Genomic DNA, 16,158 nt, shown 5'->3' with positions numbered 1-16,158 from the left:
CCGGTGAACGTCTCCACCCACACCGGCTCAGCCCTCAACACCCCACCCATACAGGCAAGATGCCCGCCACCAAGCCTTCTGCAACACCCTTTAGGAGAACTGCGCCACGTACTCGGCGAACGGCTCGATCCCGACACCCGCGCGCAACTCGTCCACACGCTGGGGGTCCGGCTCGGCACACGGCCAGGGGATCGGCGAGCCGTCCTCCGCGACGCCCGCGATCTGCGTCCCGTAGACCTGCTCCCGCCCCTCGTTCACGAGCGTGCGGTCCCGCAGGAACGCCAGGTCCCGAGCCTGTGCCGCCCCCGCGGCCACGGCCTCCTCCAGCAGCCGCAGCGCCCGCCGCTGCACGTCCAGCTGCCGGTCGGCATGTTGGGCGATCAGCCAGGCGGCCCGGGCCGCGCCCTCCCCGACGAGCCCGGCGGTGGGCCAGCCGACCTCGTCCATGATCTGGTTCAGCCGATCCCCGTGCCGCGCGGTGAGCCGCCGCCAGGCGAGCTGACCGGCCGGGTCGTCTCCGTGGGCGGCTCCGGTGACGGCCATCTCGTGGTCGGCGGCTGCCATGGCGGTGAGTTCGTCCGCGAGGGTCGTCAGGTTGTGGGGCATGGTCAACTCCCTTGCTGTTTCAGCTGTTTGGCAGAACCCTAAAAGCCCGATCGACCCCAAAAGATCATTCCGGAGTACGGTGACACGAGGGCCTCGCAGGCGGGATACTGGATCTACGCCGATCAGCGGGGGCTCGTTCCACCTCGACTTCGGCTCCCTGTTGACCTGCCGCACCGGCGCGGGCAGCGACTCCAAGCCCCCCAACGGCCCGAAGCTCGTGTTCCGGGCCGGAGCCTGGGTCGCGTTCTTCGTGAACGTCAAGGACGGGACCGCCTGAGCTTCGGGATCCGGGCTTCGAGCCCTCTTTTCATGGAATGGGTGGAGGGCCTCAACCCACCCTCCCACCCGGCCAGTTGACGCGACGCGTTCGGCTTGCCACGGACAGTCATATGCCTCTAACGTTCCTGGACAAGCAACAGCCCCCGCCCGGTGCGCCAACACCTGCGGGGGCTTAACCAACGAGATCGAAAAACAGGTTCGGTCCCATGGCTGAAGCCAACTTTAGTGCTGCATCCCCGTCCGCGCACCCCATGGCGGGACCGGGCTACGGCAAACGAACCGCTCCCGACCAACTCCCCCGCACCAACCACGACTTCGCACATCTCCCACCGCGCGAAGCCGCCATCGCCGCTTACCTGGACCGCCTCCCCGACGGCGCCGACATCTCCGTAAAGACGCTGGCCAAACAGCTCCCGTACGGACAGTGCGCCCTCGGCACGGCCCTCAACCGCATCCAGCGGGCAGGCCACTTGCGCCGAGGCCGGGAGTGCATGACGGCAGAGGACGGCAGCTCCCGCTGGATCACTCGAACGTGGTTCACCCGCACCGCCCGGGACGACGACTGGTGGGCCGCCTTCACCCGCGGCGACGCACCGCGGCCGCAGGCAGCGGCTCGCCCCACCCGCTCCCGGGCGCACATCCTCCTCGCCGCCCTCGGCCGCACCGCCCCCGTCCTGTCCCTCTCCGAACGGGACTGCGCGACGCTCGCTCCACTCGTGGCGGACTGGTTCGCGCGTGGCGCCTCGGAGGGCGACGTACTGCGGGAGCTGACATCCGGCCTGCCGACTCCCGTCCACCACGCCGCGGCCCTGGTCCGAAGCCGCCTGACCAGCAAACTTCCGCCCCCACCCGCCCCGCGCCCGCCCCTACGGGTCCTGGAGTGCGCGAACTGCGGTGCCCCGGGGCGTCCGGAAACCCTGCCAGGGGGCCGTTGCAGCGCCTGCCGGGGCGAACACGCCCCCGCACAACCCCCTGCACCCCTCTCCGCCTCCACGGTCCACGCGCACGCGGCCGGTATCCGCGCCGCAATGTCCCAACGACTACAAGAGAAGGCACACGCATGACAGCTCCTACGGTGCGCCTCACTCCCCAGGGCACGATGGAAGGGAGGAGGCACCATGACCCCTGGTACCGCTGACCGTCCGCTGATGCCCATCGAGGACTTCGAGGCTTTTGCCGACGCGGCCCCGGAGACCGTGCGGCTCGAGTACGTCGACGGGCGCGTCCGCACGAAGGACCCGCTCAGCGTCGAGGACTTCGAAGAGCTGGAACGCCGCGCGCCGGAGACCGTGCGGCTCGAGTACATCAACGGAAAACTAGAGGTCAAGGCCATGCCGGACGGCAACCACAGCGAGATTCACATGTGGCTGCTCGAGCAGTGTCTGCACCATCGGCCCGACCTGCGGCTCCATCACGAGCGAGGCGTCCGGACCGAGGCCTACCGCAAGGGCCGTGCCCGGGCCGGCGGGGCTCTCGTACGACGGGGGCACTTCAAAGGGCACGGTGAGTGGTCAGCCGCCAACGGCGTCCTCATGGTCGTCGAGATCACCTCCCACGACCGTGACACCAACCAGCGGGACCGCATCGACAAGCCCGTCGGATACGCGGCAGTGGACATTCCCGTCTACCTGCTCATCGACCGCGACCACAACACGGTCGTCGTGTACAGCGAACCCGAGGACGGCCTGTACCAGCAAAAAGCGTCGTACTCCTGGGGCACCCCGGTCGAGCTGCCCGAGCCTCTCGGCTTCACGCTGGACACCGAAGAACCCAAGGACTACGCCGACTGAGGACAATGGGCGTATGAACCACGCCCAGCTGACCGCCCTAGGCCGAGCCCTCCGAGTCCTCGGCGAGCACGGCGAGGCCCTCACCTCCGACACCCCGGACGCCAAGCTGCACGAGGTCAAGGCCGACCTGAAGCGCGCGCTGGACCTGCTGGACGAGAGCGTCACGGGCGCCGCGCCCAGCACCCGCTGCGCCGAGCATCCGAACGGCCCGGTCGACGAGAACGCCCCCGACCTGTGCCTGCTCTGCGAGACCCGCCGCAGGAGCGCCCGCCGGAACGAGTTCAACGGACCCGCCCCGCAGCCGCCGCAGACCGAGCCCGTCCAGTCCCGCTACGGCGTGAGCGGCGACCGCCCCCAGCCCCAGCAGCGCTGGCTGCCCGAGCTGTGGAACGGCCAGGCCTGGCAACTGTGCGGGACCCCGCGCCGGGACCGCCGCGAGGCCGAGCTGTTCATCAACGCCCAGCGCCGCGCACCCCGGGCCGCCATGGCGTACCGGCTGGTGCACGAGTTCACCGACTACGAAGTGCTGCGGGTGTGGGGGACGCCGGTGAAGGTCGACATCGAGCCCATGGGCAACCTGTAGCGGCGCCGGCTCACAGCAGCGGCAGGGCAGGGAACCCGTAGCCCTCCCACAGACGCCGCGACGTCTCCTCCGGGTAGGCGCCGACCACCGGCTCCGCGTCCAGCACCTGCACCAGCCGCTCCTGCTCGTCGTACGCCGGCCAGCCCGGGTCCCCCGACCACGCGAAGGCCGTCCAGGACGCGCGGAAGCGCGCCGACAGCGCCAGGGCCTCGGCGGGCGGCTCCCCGCCCCCGAACGTCAGCAGCCCCAGGTCCGCCCCGTACGTGCCGAACAGCAGCGGGATGTCCAGGCCGTGGCAGGCACCGAGCGCGCCGCCGTTGCCCGGGGCCGGCCAGGTCAGTTCGTACACATGGGCGCGTCCGCCACCCGCCCGCTGCGCCTCGGCCAGGTGCAGGCTGGGCATGTTGAACAGCCAGTCCGTCTGAACGCGTTCGTAGAGCTCGCCCGGGGAGGCGTCGGGGAAGGCCGCGCGATAGGCCTCTTCGCCGCCGGGGGCGAAGAGGCGAAGGGCCGAGGTCGCCTGCTCCCGCGTGATCTGGCCCAGTTGACCCGCCATGGCGATGAAGAGGCGGAACTCGTCGCGGTTGTGGCCGACGAGGAGGTCGATGTCCTTCGCCGAACCGGCCGCCAGCGCCTGCCACGGCGTGGTCGGCAGCACCTCGCCGTCGACCACGGGAGAGAAGGGCGTGACCGTGGGCGCCGCCTGGCCCCAGCGGTCGACGTACTGGAGCATCTTGGCGCCCAGCGTCTCGCCGGCCGACGTCAGCCGGTGCGGGGCGATCGTCGAGAGGTCGGCGACCGTGGGGCGCAGCCCCACCTCGGCGGCCAGGGCGAGACCGATGTCGCGGGCGAGTGCGTCGGAGAAGAACGTCCCCGGCACGCTCTGTGCGATCGCCCGCCGGAAGAGCCCGGCCGCGCGCGGCATGGAGAGCAAGGAAGCCACGGAACCCGCGCCCGCCGACTCTCCGAAGACCGTGACCTGGTCGGGGTCGCCGCCGAACGCCTCGATGTTTTCGCGGACCCACTCCAGCCCGGCGACCTGGTCGAGCAGGCCGCGGTTGGCGGGGGCGCCCTCGATGGACGCGAAACCCTCCATGCCCAGGCGGTAGTTGAGGGAGACGACCACCACGTCACCGTCGGTCGCGATATGGCGGGCGTCGTAGCCGGGGCTGCCGGAGTGGCCCAGCTTGTAGGCACCGCCGTAGATCCACACCATCACCGGACGGCGGGCCGCCGGGTCGGCTTCGGGGGTCCAGACGTTGACCGTGAGCCACTCGTCGCCCTCGGGGACGTCGAGCAGGCCCGGCCCGCCCAGGCTGCCGACGTCCTGCGGGGGCGGCGGGCCGAAGGCGTACGCGTCGCGTATGCCGTCCCAGGGCTGGGCAGGGCGCGGGGCCTGGAAGCGGGCCTCGCCCACCGGGGGCGCGGCGAAGGGGATGCCGCGGAAGACGGCGAGCCCCTCCTCCTTCCGGCCCCGTACCGCACCGGCGGTCGTACGGACCACTGGTGCGGGTTCGTCCGATGGGCCACCCGCCGACGGGCGGGACTCGGTCGTCGTCATCTGGAGCTCCTCACGAATGCCGGTGAACAGGCGCTCCGCCAGTGTCATTGACTGACGCAAGTAAATCCAGAGTCGCAGGACCCCCGGCCCCCGGGTCAGCTGAGGGTCTTCAGCGCCGCCGGGTCGTACGGGGCCGTGTCCTCGAAGCGGCCGTCCAGCACCTTGGCCGCCCACTGCGGGTCCTGGAGCAGCGCCCGGCCGACGGCGACCATGTCGAACTCGTCGCGCTCGAAGCGGTCCAGGAGGTTGTCGAGGTCGTTGACCTCGGCGCCCTGGCCCTGGAAGGACTTGAGGAAGTCGACGCCGTTCAGGCCGACCGAGCCGACGGTGATGGCGGGCTTGCCGGTGAGCTTCTTGGTCCAGCCGGCCAGGTTGAGGTCGGAGTCCTCGAACTCGGGCACCCAGTAGCGGCGGGTCGAGGCGTGGAAGGCGTCGACGCCGGCGGCCGCGAGCGGGGTCAGGATCGACTCCAGCTCCTCGGGCGTCTCCGCGAGGCGGGCGTCGTAGGCCTCCTGCTTCCACTGCGAGTAGCGGAAGATGATCGGGAAGTCGGCGGAGACGGTCTCGCGGACGGCCGCGACGATCTCCTCGGAGAGCTTGGCGCGGGCGACGCGGTCGCCGCCGTAGGCGTCGGTGCGGCGGTTGGTGCCCTCCCAGAGGAACTGGTCGAGCAGGTAGCCGTGGGCGCCGTGGAGTTCCACGCCGTCGAAGCCGATGCGCTCGGCGGCGGCCGCGGCCTCGGCGAAGGCGCCGATGACGGCGTCGATGTCGGCCTGGGTCATGGCCTTGCCGGTGGGCTCGTCGGCGCCGATGCGCAGGCCCGAGGGGCCGACGGCGGGGGCGTCCGCGAACGGCGGCTCGCCCTGGTTGCGGACCATGCCGATGTGCCACAGCTGCGGCACGATCGTGCCGCCCGCGGCGTGCACCGCGTCGGCGACCTTCGCCCAGCCCGCGAGCTGCTCCTCGCCGTGGAACCGGGGCACGCTGTCGCTCTGCCCGGCCGAGTCGTGCCCGACGTAGGTGCCCTCGGTGACGATGAGGCCGACTCCGGCGGCGGCACGGCGTGAGTAGTACGAGACCACGTCCTCGCCGGGGACGCCGCCCGGGGAGAACATCCGGGTCATCGGCGCCATCGCGATGCGGTTCGGGACGGTCAGGCCGCCCAGTGTTACGGGCCGGGACAGGATTTCGGCGGCGCGGGAGGCGGCGGCAGTCACTCAGGGGCTCCTTCGGATACCGGACAGTATGTGCATACGCATAAGACAGACCTACGCTTCAACCACCCGGTCCGCCCCTGCCATCCCGCCCGCACTGTGACCCCGCACACGCCCGCGCCCGCCCGCACCCACCCGCACACGCCCGGACCCCGCACGCGCCCGAGGGCGGCACCCCCTGCCCGGATACCCGGAACAGGGAGTGCCGCCCTCGGCAAGACCGTTGATCAACCCGGGGAATCCCCAGGGGTCGATCAGAAGTCCATGTCACCGCCCGGCATGCCGCCACCGGCGGGCGCGGCGGCCTTCTCCGGCTTGTCGGCGATGACGGCCTCGGTGGTGAGGAACAGCGCGGCGATGGAGGCGGCGTTCTGCAGCGCGGAACGGGTCACCTTCGCCGGGTCGATGATGCCCTCGGCGATCATGTCGACGTACTCACCGGTCGCGGCGTTCAGGCCGTGGCCGACCTGGAGGTTGCGGACCTTCTCCACGACGACGCCGCCCTCGAGACCACCGTTGACGGCGATCTGCTTCAGCGGGGCCTCCAGCGCGAGCTTCACGGCGTTGGCGCCGGTCGCCTCGTCACCGTCGAGCTCCAGCTTCTCGAAGACCTGGGAGGCCTGGAGCAGGGCCACGCCACCACCGGCGACGATGCCCTCCTCGACGGCCGCCTTGGCGTTGCGCACGGCGTCCTCGATGCGGTGCTTGCGCTCCTTGAGCTCCACCTCGGTGGCGGCACCGGCCTTGATGACCGCCACGCCACCGGCGAGCTTCGCCAGGCGCTCCTGCAGCTTCTCGCGGTCGTAGTCCGAGTCGCTGTTCTCGATCTCGGCGCGGATCTGGTTGACGCGGCCGTTGACCTGGTCGGTCGAGCCGGCACCGTCGACGATGGTCGTCTCGTCCTTGGTGATGACCACCTTGCGGGCCTTGCCCAGCAGGTCGAGCGTGGCGTTCTCCAGCTTGAGGCCGACCTCCTCGGAGATCACCTCGCCGCCCGTGAGGATGCCGATGTCCTGCAGCATCGCCTTGCGGCGGTCGCCGAAGCCCGGGGCCTTGACGGCGACGGACTTGAAGGTGCCGCGGATCTTGTTGACGACCAGGGTCGACAGGGCCTCGCCCTCGACGTCCTCGGCGATGATCAGCAGCGGCTTGCCGGACTGCATGACCTTCTCGAGGAGCGGCAGCAGGTCCTTGACGTTGCTGATCTTCGAGTTGGCGATCAGGATGTACGGGTCGTCGAGGACGGCCTCCATACGCTCCATGTCGGTGGCGAAGTACGCCGAGATGTAGCCCTTGTCGAAGCGCATACCCTCGGTGAGCTCCAGCTCCAGACCGAAGGTCTGGGACTCCTCGACGGTGATGACGCCTTCCTTGCCGACCTTGTCCATCGCCTCGGCGATGAGCTCGCCGATCTGGGTGTCGGCGGCGGAGATGGAGGCCGTGGAAGCGATCTGCTCCTTGGTCTCGACGTCCTTCGCCTGCTCCAGCAGGGCGGCGGAGACGGCCTCGACGGCACGCTCGATGCCGCGCTTGAGGGCCATCGGGTTGGCGCCGGCGGCTACGTTGCGCAGACCCTCCTTGACCAGGGCCTGGGCGAGAACGGTCGCGGTGGTCGTACCGTCACCGGCGACGTCGTCCGTCTTCTTGGCGACTTCCTTGACCAGCTCGGCGCCGATCTTCTCGTACGGGTCCTCGAGCTCGATCTCCTTGGCGATGGAGACACCATCGTTGGTGATCGTGGGGGCGCCCCACTTCTTCTCGAGGACGACGTTGCGACCCTTGGGGCCGAGCGTCACCTTGACGGCGTCCGCGAGCTGGTTCATGCCGCGCTCGAGGCCGCGCCGCGCCTCCTCGTCGAACGCGATGATCTTGGCCATGTGAAGTGGTCCCTCCAGGACTGGGGGTGATTACTTCGGACCGCGCCCGCGCCCGCGACGGACGGCTCGCCAGCCTCGTGGTTCCTTCCCCACACGGCCTGCGGGCCTCACCGACCCGGTCCTTACGTTGTCACTCTCACCTTCAGAGTGCTAACGCAATGATTAGCACTCGGCCTAGGCGAGTGCAAGCGCCTCTCGGGATACGGCGGCCCGCTCAGCCCCCGGCGAACGGGGCGCGCCCGGCTCATCCGCAGGCCGCGGACAGCGCTACGGCGGATCACCCGAGACGGGGCGCCCTCGGGCGCGGCGGACTTCCACGAACCGCCGCCCCGCCGCCCTTCGCCCCCCCGCCGCCCTTCGCCCCCCCGCCGCCCTTCGCCCCCCCGCCGGCCCTTCGCCCCGGCCGCCCGCCGGACAGACCGAAGGGCCCGCACCCCAGGGGGTGCGGGCCCTTCAGAGAAGACCTGCCGCTTGCGGTTTGTCGTGGTCGCGCGTTCAGGCAGCGACGCGAACCATGTCGGCCTGTGGACCCTTCTGGCCCTGCGAGATCTCGAACTCGACCCGCTGACCCTCTTCAAGGGTGCGGTAGCCGTCCATCTGAATCGCGCTGTAGTGGACGAAAACATCCGCACCACCGTCGACCGCGATGAAGCCGTACCCCTTCTCCGCGTTGAACCACTTGACGGTGCCCTGAGCCATGCCTAACTCCCCTATTACTGGCCCTTGCACAGATCCGCACTTCGCGGATCCGGGTCAGACCTCACCCCCCACGGATTGGGGGCGTGCGCCGGAACGCGTCGACCGCGGCCGAATGTATCTGTCCAACTGCCCTCTGCAACAGGTCAATCGGACGAGAATTCTGGACGTGCGGCATCCGGAATGTGGGGAGAATTCGCCAGACTTCAGGGCAAGTCGGGCCACACAAAGGGAACAAAAGCCGCGAAAGACACACACACTTTGGCTACATCTTGTCGGGCCCGCGGCAGGAATTCAGGGTGGCCGATCAGGGGATCGGGGTCGCGTTCCCCAACTGTACCGCGCTCAACCACACAGAATTGCCCCCTCCGCTTCTCTCACGGAGGGGGCAATTCAATCAACGCTCAGTGACGGCCGTTACCGATGGTAATAATCAAGCCGGTCGACCGGTTCAGCCGCCGGCGACGGCCGGAATGATCGACACCCCGGCGCCGTCCGGCGTGGCCGTCTCTAGGCCCTGCTCGAACCGCACGTCGTCGTCGTTGACGTAGACGTTGACGAACCGGCGCAGCTTGCCCTGGTCGTCCAGCACCCGGGCGGCGATCCCGGTGTGGTTCTTCTCCAGATCGGCGATGACCTCCCCGAGGTTCCCGCCCTCGGCGGCGACCTCGGCCTGCCCGCCGGTGTAGGTACGCAGGATGGTGGGGATTCGAACGGTGACGCTCATCGGAATATGACCTCCGGTTTCGGTTGAGCTACGGCTGGGCCGCGCACCCAGGGGCGCGGGGAACTGCGCGACCAGCCCCCACCGGCCCGCAGCAAGCAACGATCAGACGAGTCCGGCGTCCCGGAACGAGTCCAGGTTGGGCCGGATGGTCGCGGTCAGCCCGGTCCCCGCAACCGCGTCCAGCGTCTTGAGACCATCCCCCGTGTTCAGGACCACCGTGGTCTTGGCAGGGTCGAGCACCCCGTTCTCAAGCAGCTTCTTCGTCACCCCCACCGTCACCCCACCGGCGGTCTCCGCGAACACCCCCTCGGTCCGCGCGAGCAACTTGATCGCCTCGACGACCTGCTCATCCGTCACGTCCTCCACGGCCCCACCCGTACGCCGCGCGATGTCCAGCACGTACGGCCCGTCCGCCGGGTTGCCGATCGCCAGCGACTTGGCGATGGTGTCCGGCTTCTGGGGACGTACGACGTCGTGCCCGGCCTTGAACGCCGTGGACACCGGCGAGCAGCCGAGCGCCTGCGCGCCGAAGATCTTGTACGGCTTGTCCTCGACGAGACCGAGCTTGATCAGCTCCTGCAGCCCCTTGTCGATCTTCGTGAGCTGCGAGCCGGAGGCGATCGGCACGACCAGCTGGTCGGGGAGCTGCCAGCCGAGCTGCTCGCAGATCTCGTACGCCAGGGTCTTGGAGCCCTCGGCGTAGTACGGCCGCAGGTTGACGTTGACGAAGCCCCAGCCCTCGCCGGCCGGGTCGCCGATCAGCTCGGAGCAGAAGCGGTTCACGTCGTCGTAGTTGCCCTCGATGCCGACGAGCTCGCCGCCGTAGACCGCGGCCATGACGACCTTGCCCTGCTCCAGGTCGTGCGGGATGAACACGCAGGAGCGGAAGCCGGCGCGGGCCGCGGCGGCGCCCACCGCACCGGCGAGGTTGCCGGTGGAGGAGCAGGACAGGGTGGTGAAGCCGAAGGCGCGGGCGGCCTCCAGGGCCTGGGCGACGACGCGGTCCTTGAAGGAGTGCGTCGGGTTGCCGGAGTCGTCCTTGACGAAGAGCTTGCCGGCGTCGACACCCAGCTCACGCGCGAGGTTGTCGGCCTTGACGAGCTTGGTCCAGCCGGGGTTGATGTTCGGCTTGTCCGCGACGTCGGCCGGGACCGGCAGCAGCGGGGCGTAGCGCCAGATGTTCGCGGGGCCCGCTTCGATGCGCTTGCGGAGCTCTTCGGTCTCGTAGGCCGAGAAGTCGTAGGCGATCTCCAGCGGGCCGAAACACTCCTCGCACGCGAAGACCGGGCCGAGGGGAACGCGGTGGCCGCACTCGCGGCAGCTCAGGGCGGCGGCGGGGCCGAGGTCTACGGTGGATTCGGTGGTGCTTGCAACAGTCTGCGCAGCCATGTGAGGCGAGGCCCTTTCTCCTCATCTTCCTCACGACGCATCTCGCCGTGAGACGGATTTGGCACCTTCCCGAGCCGGGAGCCTCGCGCGTGTGGTCGACGGTGACCTACGAGTACCGACTGGAGGGTTGCCGGGACTTCAACGGGCCGTTTCCCTCTGTCCCTCTGGATGAGCTGTATTCGGTTGTCGTGTCGACGTGGGTTGACCCCGGACATGCGATGGTCACCCGCGTTGTTCAAGACTGTAACCGACGACCAGGACAGTTGAGATAGTCGTCCGAACCGCGAGATGGCTCACAGTCCGTCCCGCCGAGAGCACGCAGAGGAGCCGCCACGGTGCTGGAAGAAGTCGAGCGCTGGCTGAGCACCCGTTCCTGGTCCGCGACCGATCGCCCCCTCCACCAGATACTCGCCGCCAAGCAGCGCACGGGCCAGACGGTCAGTGTCGTGCTGCCCGCGCTGAACGAGGAGGAGACCGTCGGCGACATCGCCGCCGTGATCCGCCACGACCTGATGCGGCAGGTGCCGCTCGTCGACGAGCTGGTCGTCGTCGACTCGGGCTCGACGGACGGTACGTCGGAGGTGGCGGCGGCCGCGGGCGCGACGGTGGTGCACCGGGACGCGATACTCCCGCGGCTGCCCGCGGTGCCCGGCAAGGGCGAGGTGCTGTGGCGCTCGCTGCTCGCCACCCGCGGGGACATCGTCTGCTTCGTCGACGCGGACCTGCGGGACTTCTCCTCCGACTTCGTCTCCGGGATCGTCGGCCCGCTGCTCACCGACCCGGACGTGGACCTGGTCAAGGCCATGTACGACCGTCCGCTCGGCGGCGCCGCCGGGCAGGGCGGCCGGGTCACCGAGCTGATGGCACGCCCGCTGCTCAACATGCACTGGCCGCAGCTGGCCGGCTTCGTGCAGCCGCTCGGCGGCGAGTACGCGGCCCGCCGCTCGCTGCTGGAGCAGCTGCCGTTCCCCGTCGGGTACGGCGTCGAGCTGGGCATGCTGGTCGACGCCCTGCACCTGGCGGGCCTGGACTCCCTCGCCCAGGTCGACGTCGGGGTGCGCAAGCACCGGCACCAGGACGGGCAGGCGCTGGGCCGGATGGCCGCCGCGATCTACCGCACGGCCCAGCTGCGGCTGGCCCGCGGGCATCTGATCCGGCCGTCCCTGACGCAGTTCGAGCGGGGCGGGGACGGCTTCGAGCCGCGGACGTACTCCGTGGACACCGAGGAGCGTCCGCCGATGGTGGAGATCGCCGAGTACCAGGCGCGGAAGGCCGCCTGACCGTGGCCGGGCAGTGGCCTGACAGTGGCCTGACCGGGGCTGTTTTCGGCCGGGCGGGTCAGGGGGCCGACCAGGTCCGTACGTTTGAGCGTTTCCGGGCCGGGCTAGGTTGAGGGCTATGGCTTCTACGTACGGTGCTGCACAGGTGCTGGTGGCCTCCAACCGCGGCCCGGTCTCCTACGCGGTGGGCGAGGACGGTTCGCTGAACGCCAAGCGGGGCGGCGGCGGACTGGTCTCCGGGCTCTCCGCGATCGGCTCGGACGCGGACGCGCTGTGGGTCTGCTCGGCCCTGTCCGACGGCGACCGCGAGGCGGTCCGGCGCGGGGTCGGCGAAGACGGCGTGCGGATGCTGGACATCCCGGCCGACGTGCACGCCGACGCGTACAACGGCGTCGCCAACTCGGTCCTGTGGTTCGTCCACCACATGCTGTACCAGACACCCCTGGAGCCGGTCTTCGACGCGGAGTTCCGGCGGCAGTGGACGTCGTACGAGGCGTACAACCGGGCGTTCGCGGAGGCGCTGGCGGAGGAGGCGGCGCAGGGCGCGGCGGTGGTCGTGCAGGACTACCACCTGTGCCTGGTGCCGGGAATGCTGCGCGAGCTGCGGCCGGACCTGCGCATCGGGCACTTCTCGCACACGCCGTGGGCGCCGGCGGAGTACTTCGCGATGCTGCCGGACGACATCCGCGGGCAGCTGGTGTGGGGGATGCTGGGCGCGGACCGGCTGGGGTTCCTCACCTGGCGGTGGGCGCAGGCCTTCATGGGGTGCGCCGGGGCCACGGACAGTGAGCGGATCTTCCCGTCGTGGCCGAGCGGCGCCCCGAAGGCCGTCGAGCACACGCCAACCGGGCGTCCCCCGCTGCGCACCACGTGGATCGGCGTGCACGGCCTGGGCGCCGACGCCGAGTTCCTGCGCGCCCGCGCCCACGAGGCCGACGTCGCCGAGCGGATGGCGGCGCTGAAGGACGAGATCGGCCCGGCTCCGGACGGCGGCGCCCGCCGCACCATCGTCCGGGTCGACCGCACCGAACTGTCGAAGAACATCGTGCGCGGCCTGCTGGCCTACCGGCAGCTGCTCGACGACCACCCCGAGTGGCGCGAGCGCGTCGTGCACGTCGCCTTCGCCTACCCGTCCCGGCAGGACCTCGCCGTGTACCGGGACTACACGGCCGAGGTGCAACGGCTGGCGGACGAGATCAACGCCGCGTACGGGACACCGGGCTGGACCCCGGTCGTGCTGCACGTCAAGGACGACTTCGCGCGCTCCCTGGCCGCGTACCGGCTGGCCGACGTCGCGCTCGTCAACCCCATCCGCGACGGCATGAACCTCGTCGCGAAGGAGGTCCCGCTCGTCTCCGACACGGGCTGCGCGCTGGTGCTGTCGCGAGAGGCCGGGGCGTACGAGGAGCTGGGCGAGGACGCGATCACCGTGAACCCGTACGACATCACCGGTACGGCGGCGGCCCTGCACGAGGCGCTGTCGATGCGCCCGGAGGAGCGGGCCGAGCGGAGCAAGCGCCTGGCGGCGGCGGCCACGGCGTTGCCACCGGCACGGTGGTTCACGGACCAGCTCGACGCGCTGAGGGGCTGACCTGCGATGAGCGCGGAAGCACTGCCGACGCCCGTCACGAAGGCCGGGCAGGAGGGTCTCGACGCCCTCCTCGCGCGGCCCTCCGAGGCGCTGATCGGGCTGGACTTCGACGGGACGCTCGCGCCGATCGTGGCCGATCCGGAGCTGGCCAGGGCCCATCCGGAGGCGCTGGGGGCGCTGGCGGCGCTCGCGCCGAAGGTGGCCGCCGTGGCGGTGATCACCGGCCGCCCGGCCGAGGTCGCGGTCCGCAACGGCGGCTTCGCGGACGTACCCGGTCTCGAACACCTCGTCGTCCTCGGGCACTACGGCGCCGAGCGGTGGGACGCCCGCAGCGGCGAGATCAGCGCGCCCGAGCCGCACCCCGGCGTCGAGGCCGTCCGCGCCGAACTGCCCGGGCTGCTCGAAGGAAGCGGCACCTGGGTCGAGGAGAAGGGCCGGGCGGTGGCCGTGCACACCCGCCGGGCCGCCGACCCGCAGGCCGCCTTCGAGTCCCTGCGCGAGCCGCTCACCGCCCTGGCGACCCGGCACGGCCTGATCGTCGAGCCCGGCCGCATGGTCCTCGAACTCCGCCCGCCCGGCATGGACAAGGGCGTCGCCCTCACCGAGTTCGCCCAGGAGATCGGTGCCGGTTCCGTCCTCTACGGCGGCGACGACCTGGGCGACCTGCCCGCCTACTCGGCCGTGGACCGCCTCCGCGCGGACGGCACCCCGGGCCTGCTGGTGTGCAGCGGCAGCGACGAGGTGACCGAGCTGCGCGAACGGGCGGACCTGGTGGTGGACGGTCCGGAGGGAGTAGTGAACCTACTGACGGCACTGGCGGCCCAGCTCAGCTGAAGCGCCTCCGAAGGGGGCGCGGGGCTGTATCGATGTGCGGCTCCGCCGCGTGGGCGCGACCAGCCCCCACGCACCCGCACACCGCGACGGCCGATCAGCCCCACGGCCCTCAGCGCTCCGCCCGCCGCCTCTCCCGTATCCGCCGCAGCCGATTCACCGTCACGGGATCGTGGGCGAGGGCCCTGGGGTCGTCCAGCAAGGCGTTGAGAAGCTGGAAGTAGCGCACGGGCGCGAGCCCCAGCTCCTCCCGCACGGCCCGTTCCTTCGCACCGGGCCCGGAAAAGCTCCGGCGCTCGAGCGCGAGAATGTCCCGCTCCCGGCGCCCGAGCCCCGGCTCACCCGAGCCCTCGGTGTGCGCGTCGTCCTCGTCCATGCCAGGCACCGTAACGCCCGCCACCGACAACCGGACTACTCCGCGTTCTCCGCCCGGGACGCCTCCGCCTGGAGCCGGCCGAGGACGGCCGAGGGGCTGGCGCCGGGGGCGACGGCCTTGCCGATCCGCTGCTTGATCTCGGCGCTGACGTCGGCCCAAGAGGTCTTGCCGACCGGGTAGAGCTCGGACGTCAGCAGCTCCTCCAGGAACGGCCTGAGGTGCCGGTCCTGCTCGGAGGCGGACATGGTCCCGGACGCGGAGGTGGTGACCGGCAGCAGGTCGTACTCGCGTGAGAAGGCCAGCACGTTCTTCTCGCTGTAGACGAAGTCGAGGAAGTCGCCGACCTGGTCGCGGTTGCCGTTCTTGCGGAAGGCCGTCATCCAGTCGGCGACACCGAGCGTGGACTTGCTCGTGCCCTCCTTGCCCGGCGTCGGCACCATGCCGTACTTGACGCCCTTCTTCGCGGCGATGTTCATCAGCGACGGGTGCCCGTTGACCATGCCGACCTCGCCCTTGGCGAAGGCGGCGTACGCGTCGGCCCGGTTGAGCTCCCCGGGCGCGACCGGCCCGTTCAGGTTCTTGCCGACCAGTTCGTCCTTCAGCCAGGTGAAGGTGTCGACGTTCTCCGGGGCGTCGATGCCGTAGCCGTCGACGCTGTCGGTGTAGCCGCCCCCGCCGCTGAGCATCCACTGCATGGCCTCGGCAGGCGCCTCCTCCGGGCCGAGGGGCAGCGCGTACGGGTAGGTCACGCCCTCCGCCTTGAGCGCCTCGGCGTCGTCGGCCAGGTCGTCCCAGGTCTTCGGCGGGGTGATGCCGGCCTCGGCGAAGAGGGTCTTGTTGTAGAAGAGCACGCGTGTGGAGGAGGCGAACGGCATGCCGTACTGCACGCCCTTCACCTGCCCCGCGGAGGCCAGCTGCCCGACGAAGTCGGCCTGCGTGGGTATGGAGAGCAGTTCGTCGGCCTTGTAGAGCTGGTTCCGGGCCGCGTAACCGGCGTACGAGCCGATCTGCGCCATGTCCGGCGGGTCACCGGCGGCGACCATCTCCCGGACCTTGCGGTCGACGTCGTTCCAGGAGTAGACGCTGACGTCGATCTTGACGCCGGGGTGGTCGGCCTCGTACTCCTCGACGAGCTTGTCCCAGTACTTCTGGGAGCTGTTGGCCTTGCTGTCGCCGTAGTCGGCGGCGACCAGCTTCAGGGTCACGTCGCCCGAGCCGCCCGTCACACCGCAGCCGCCGAGGACCGCCGTCATACCCAGTGCGGACACCACCGCGATCGTTCCTGCCATCCGCCGCCGCTGCACCGCTGTTCTTCCCCAACCCTGGCGGAGCCCGCCAAATCCTGGCGTGGTCCGCCG

At 70.5% G+C, this 16,158-nt stretch carries 16 protein-coding genes and 1 riboswitch; of the genes, 7 read left to right on the top strand and 9 right to left on the bottom strand.

Going from position 1 to position 16,158, the window contains the following annotated elements; genetic code table 11:
• Positions 1 to 90 precede the first annotated feature (90 nt).
• The gene (locus ACFZBT_RS39310; RefSeq protein WP_391114869.1) at positions 91 to 606 is read right to left on the bottom strand and encodes a DUF6624 domain-containing protein; all 516 of its coding nucleotides are present in this window, start codon (positions 604 to 606) and stop codon (positions 91 to 93) included.
• A 79-nt stretch (positions 607 to 685) separates the two neighbouring features.
• Between ACFZBT_RS39310 and ACFZBT_RS39305 the strand changes: the two genes are divergently transcribed.
• The 4 genes from ACFZBT_RS39305 to ACFZBT_RS39290 all read left to right on the top strand — a co-directional run bounded on the left by ACFZBT_RS39305 (position 686) and on the right by ACFZBT_RS39290 (position 3,258).
• On the top strand, positions 686 to 883 hold the full coding sequence (locus tag ACFZBT_RS39305; RefSeq protein WP_391114866.1) for a DUF397 domain-containing protein: 198 nt from the start codon (positions 686 to 688) through the stop codon (positions 881 to 883).
• A gap of 208 nt (positions 884 to 1,091) precedes the next feature.
• Positions 1,092 to 1,949, top strand: a complete 858-nt coding sequence (locus ACFZBT_RS39300; RefSeq protein ID WP_391114864.1) for a hypothetical protein — start codon at positions 1,092 to 1,094, stop codon at positions 1,947 to 1,949.
• A gap of 54 nt (positions 1,950 to 2,003) precedes the next feature.
• Positions 2,004 to 2,675: a Uma2 family endonuclease gene (locus ACFZBT_RS39295; protein WP_391114861.1), complete on the top strand. Its 672-nt coding sequence runs from the start codon at positions 2,004 to 2,006 to the stop codon at positions 2,673 to 2,675.
• A gap of 13 nt (positions 2,676 to 2,688) precedes the next feature.
• Positions 2,689 to 3,258, top strand: a complete 570-nt coding sequence (locus ACFZBT_RS39290) for a hypothetical protein (RefSeq protein WP_391114858.1) — start codon at positions 2,689 to 2,691, stop codon at positions 3,256 to 3,258.
• A 10-nt stretch (positions 3,259 to 3,268) separates the two neighbouring features.
• Here ACFZBT_RS39290 and ACFZBT_RS39285 read toward each other — a convergent pair whose 3' ends face one another.
• The 6 genes from ACFZBT_RS39285 to thrC form a co-directional block, all read right to left on the bottom strand.
• Complete coding sequence (locus ACFZBT_RS39285; RefSeq protein WP_391114855.1) at positions 3,269 to 4,819, bottom strand: carboxylesterase family protein; 1,551 nt, start codon at positions 4,817 to 4,819, stop codon at positions 3,269 to 3,271.
• A 95-nt stretch (positions 4,820 to 4,914) separates the two neighbouring features.
• On the bottom strand, positions 4,915 to 6,036 hold the full coding sequence (locus ACFZBT_RS39280; protein WP_391114853.1) for an NADH:flavin oxidoreductase: 1,122 nt from the start codon (positions 6,034 to 6,036) through the stop codon (positions 4,915 to 4,917).
• 251 nt (positions 6,037 to 6,287) lie between these two features.
• Entirely contained in the window at positions 6,288 to 7,910 is a 1,623-nt protein-coding gene (gene groL, locus ACFZBT_RS39275; RefSeq protein ID WP_391114850.1) for a chaperonin GroEL, read from the bottom strand.
• 495 nt (positions 7,911 to 8,405) lie between these two features.
• Positions 8,406 to 8,609, bottom strand: coding sequence for a cold-shock protein (locus tag ACFZBT_RS39270; RefSeq protein ID WP_003949956.1), 204 nt, complete (start codon positions 8,607 to 8,609; stop codon positions 8,406 to 8,408).
• 448 nt (positions 8,610 to 9,057) lie between these two features.
• Positions 9,058 to 9,333 (bottom strand): MoaD/ThiS family protein, encoded by a 276-nt coding sequence (locus ACFZBT_RS39265; protein WP_215120661.1) that lies wholly within the window; start codon positions 9,331 to 9,333, stop codon positions 9,058 to 9,060.
• 102 nt (positions 9,334 to 9,435) lie between these two features.
• Positions 9,436 to 10,722 carry a threonine synthase gene (thrC, locus tag ACFZBT_RS39260; protein ID WP_391114846.1) on the bottom strand — a complete coding sequence of 429 codons (1,287 nt, stop codon included), beginning with the start codon at positions 10,720 to 10,722 and terminating at the stop codon, positions 9,436 to 9,438.
• Between the two features lie 18 nt (positions 10,723 to 10,740).
• A riboswitch (SAM riboswitch) is annotated at positions 10,741 to 10,897 on the bottom strand.
• Between the two features lie 160 nt (positions 10,898 to 11,057).
• Between thrC and ACFZBT_RS39255 the strand changes: the two genes are divergently transcribed.
• The 3 genes from ACFZBT_RS39255 (at position 11,058) to otsB (ending at position 14,427) form a co-directional block, all read left to right on the top strand.
• Positions 11,058 to 12,002, top strand: a complete 945-nt coding sequence (locus ACFZBT_RS39255; protein ID WP_391114843.1) for a glucosyl-3-phosphoglycerate synthase — start codon at positions 11,058 to 11,060, stop codon at positions 12,000 to 12,002.
• A gap of 118 nt (positions 12,003 to 12,120) precedes the next feature.
• Entirely contained in the window at positions 12,121 to 13,593 is a 1,473-nt protein-coding gene (locus ACFZBT_RS39250; protein WP_391114840.1) for a trehalose-6-phosphate synthase, read from the top strand.
• Between the two features lie 6 nt (positions 13,594 to 13,599).
• Positions 13,600 to 14,427: a trehalose-phosphatase gene (otsB, locus tag ACFZBT_RS39245; RefSeq protein WP_391114836.1), complete on the top strand. Its 828-nt coding sequence runs from the start codon at positions 13,600 to 13,602 to the stop codon at positions 14,425 to 14,427.
• A gap of 109 nt (positions 14,428 to 14,536) precedes the next feature.
• On the opposite strand, the gene ACFZBT_RS39240 is transcribed toward otsB, so the two are convergent.
• Together ACFZBT_RS39240 and ACFZBT_RS39235 are read right to left on the bottom strand one after the other, a co-directional pair.
• On the bottom strand, positions 14,537 to 14,800 hold the full coding sequence (locus ACFZBT_RS39240; RefSeq protein WP_391114833.1) for a DUF3263 domain-containing protein: 264 nt from the start codon (positions 14,798 to 14,800) through the stop codon (positions 14,537 to 14,539).
• A gap of 35 nt (positions 14,801 to 14,835) precedes the next feature.
• A complete protein-coding gene (locus ACFZBT_RS39235; protein WP_391114830.1) occupies positions 14,836 to 16,089 on the bottom strand; it encodes an extracellular solute-binding protein in 1,254 nt (417 codons plus the stop codon).
• Positions 16,090 to 16,158 lie beyond the last annotated feature (69 nt).

Origin of the sequence: Streptomyces sp. NPDC008137, assembly GCF_042957035.1 — a bacterium.
Taxonomy (GTDB): Bacteria; Actinomycetota; Actinomycetes; order Streptomycetales; family Streptomycetaceae; genus Streptomyces.
The sequence above is the reverse complement of the archived record's forward strand: the minus strand, read 5'-3'. Positions and strand labels throughout refer to the sequence as shown.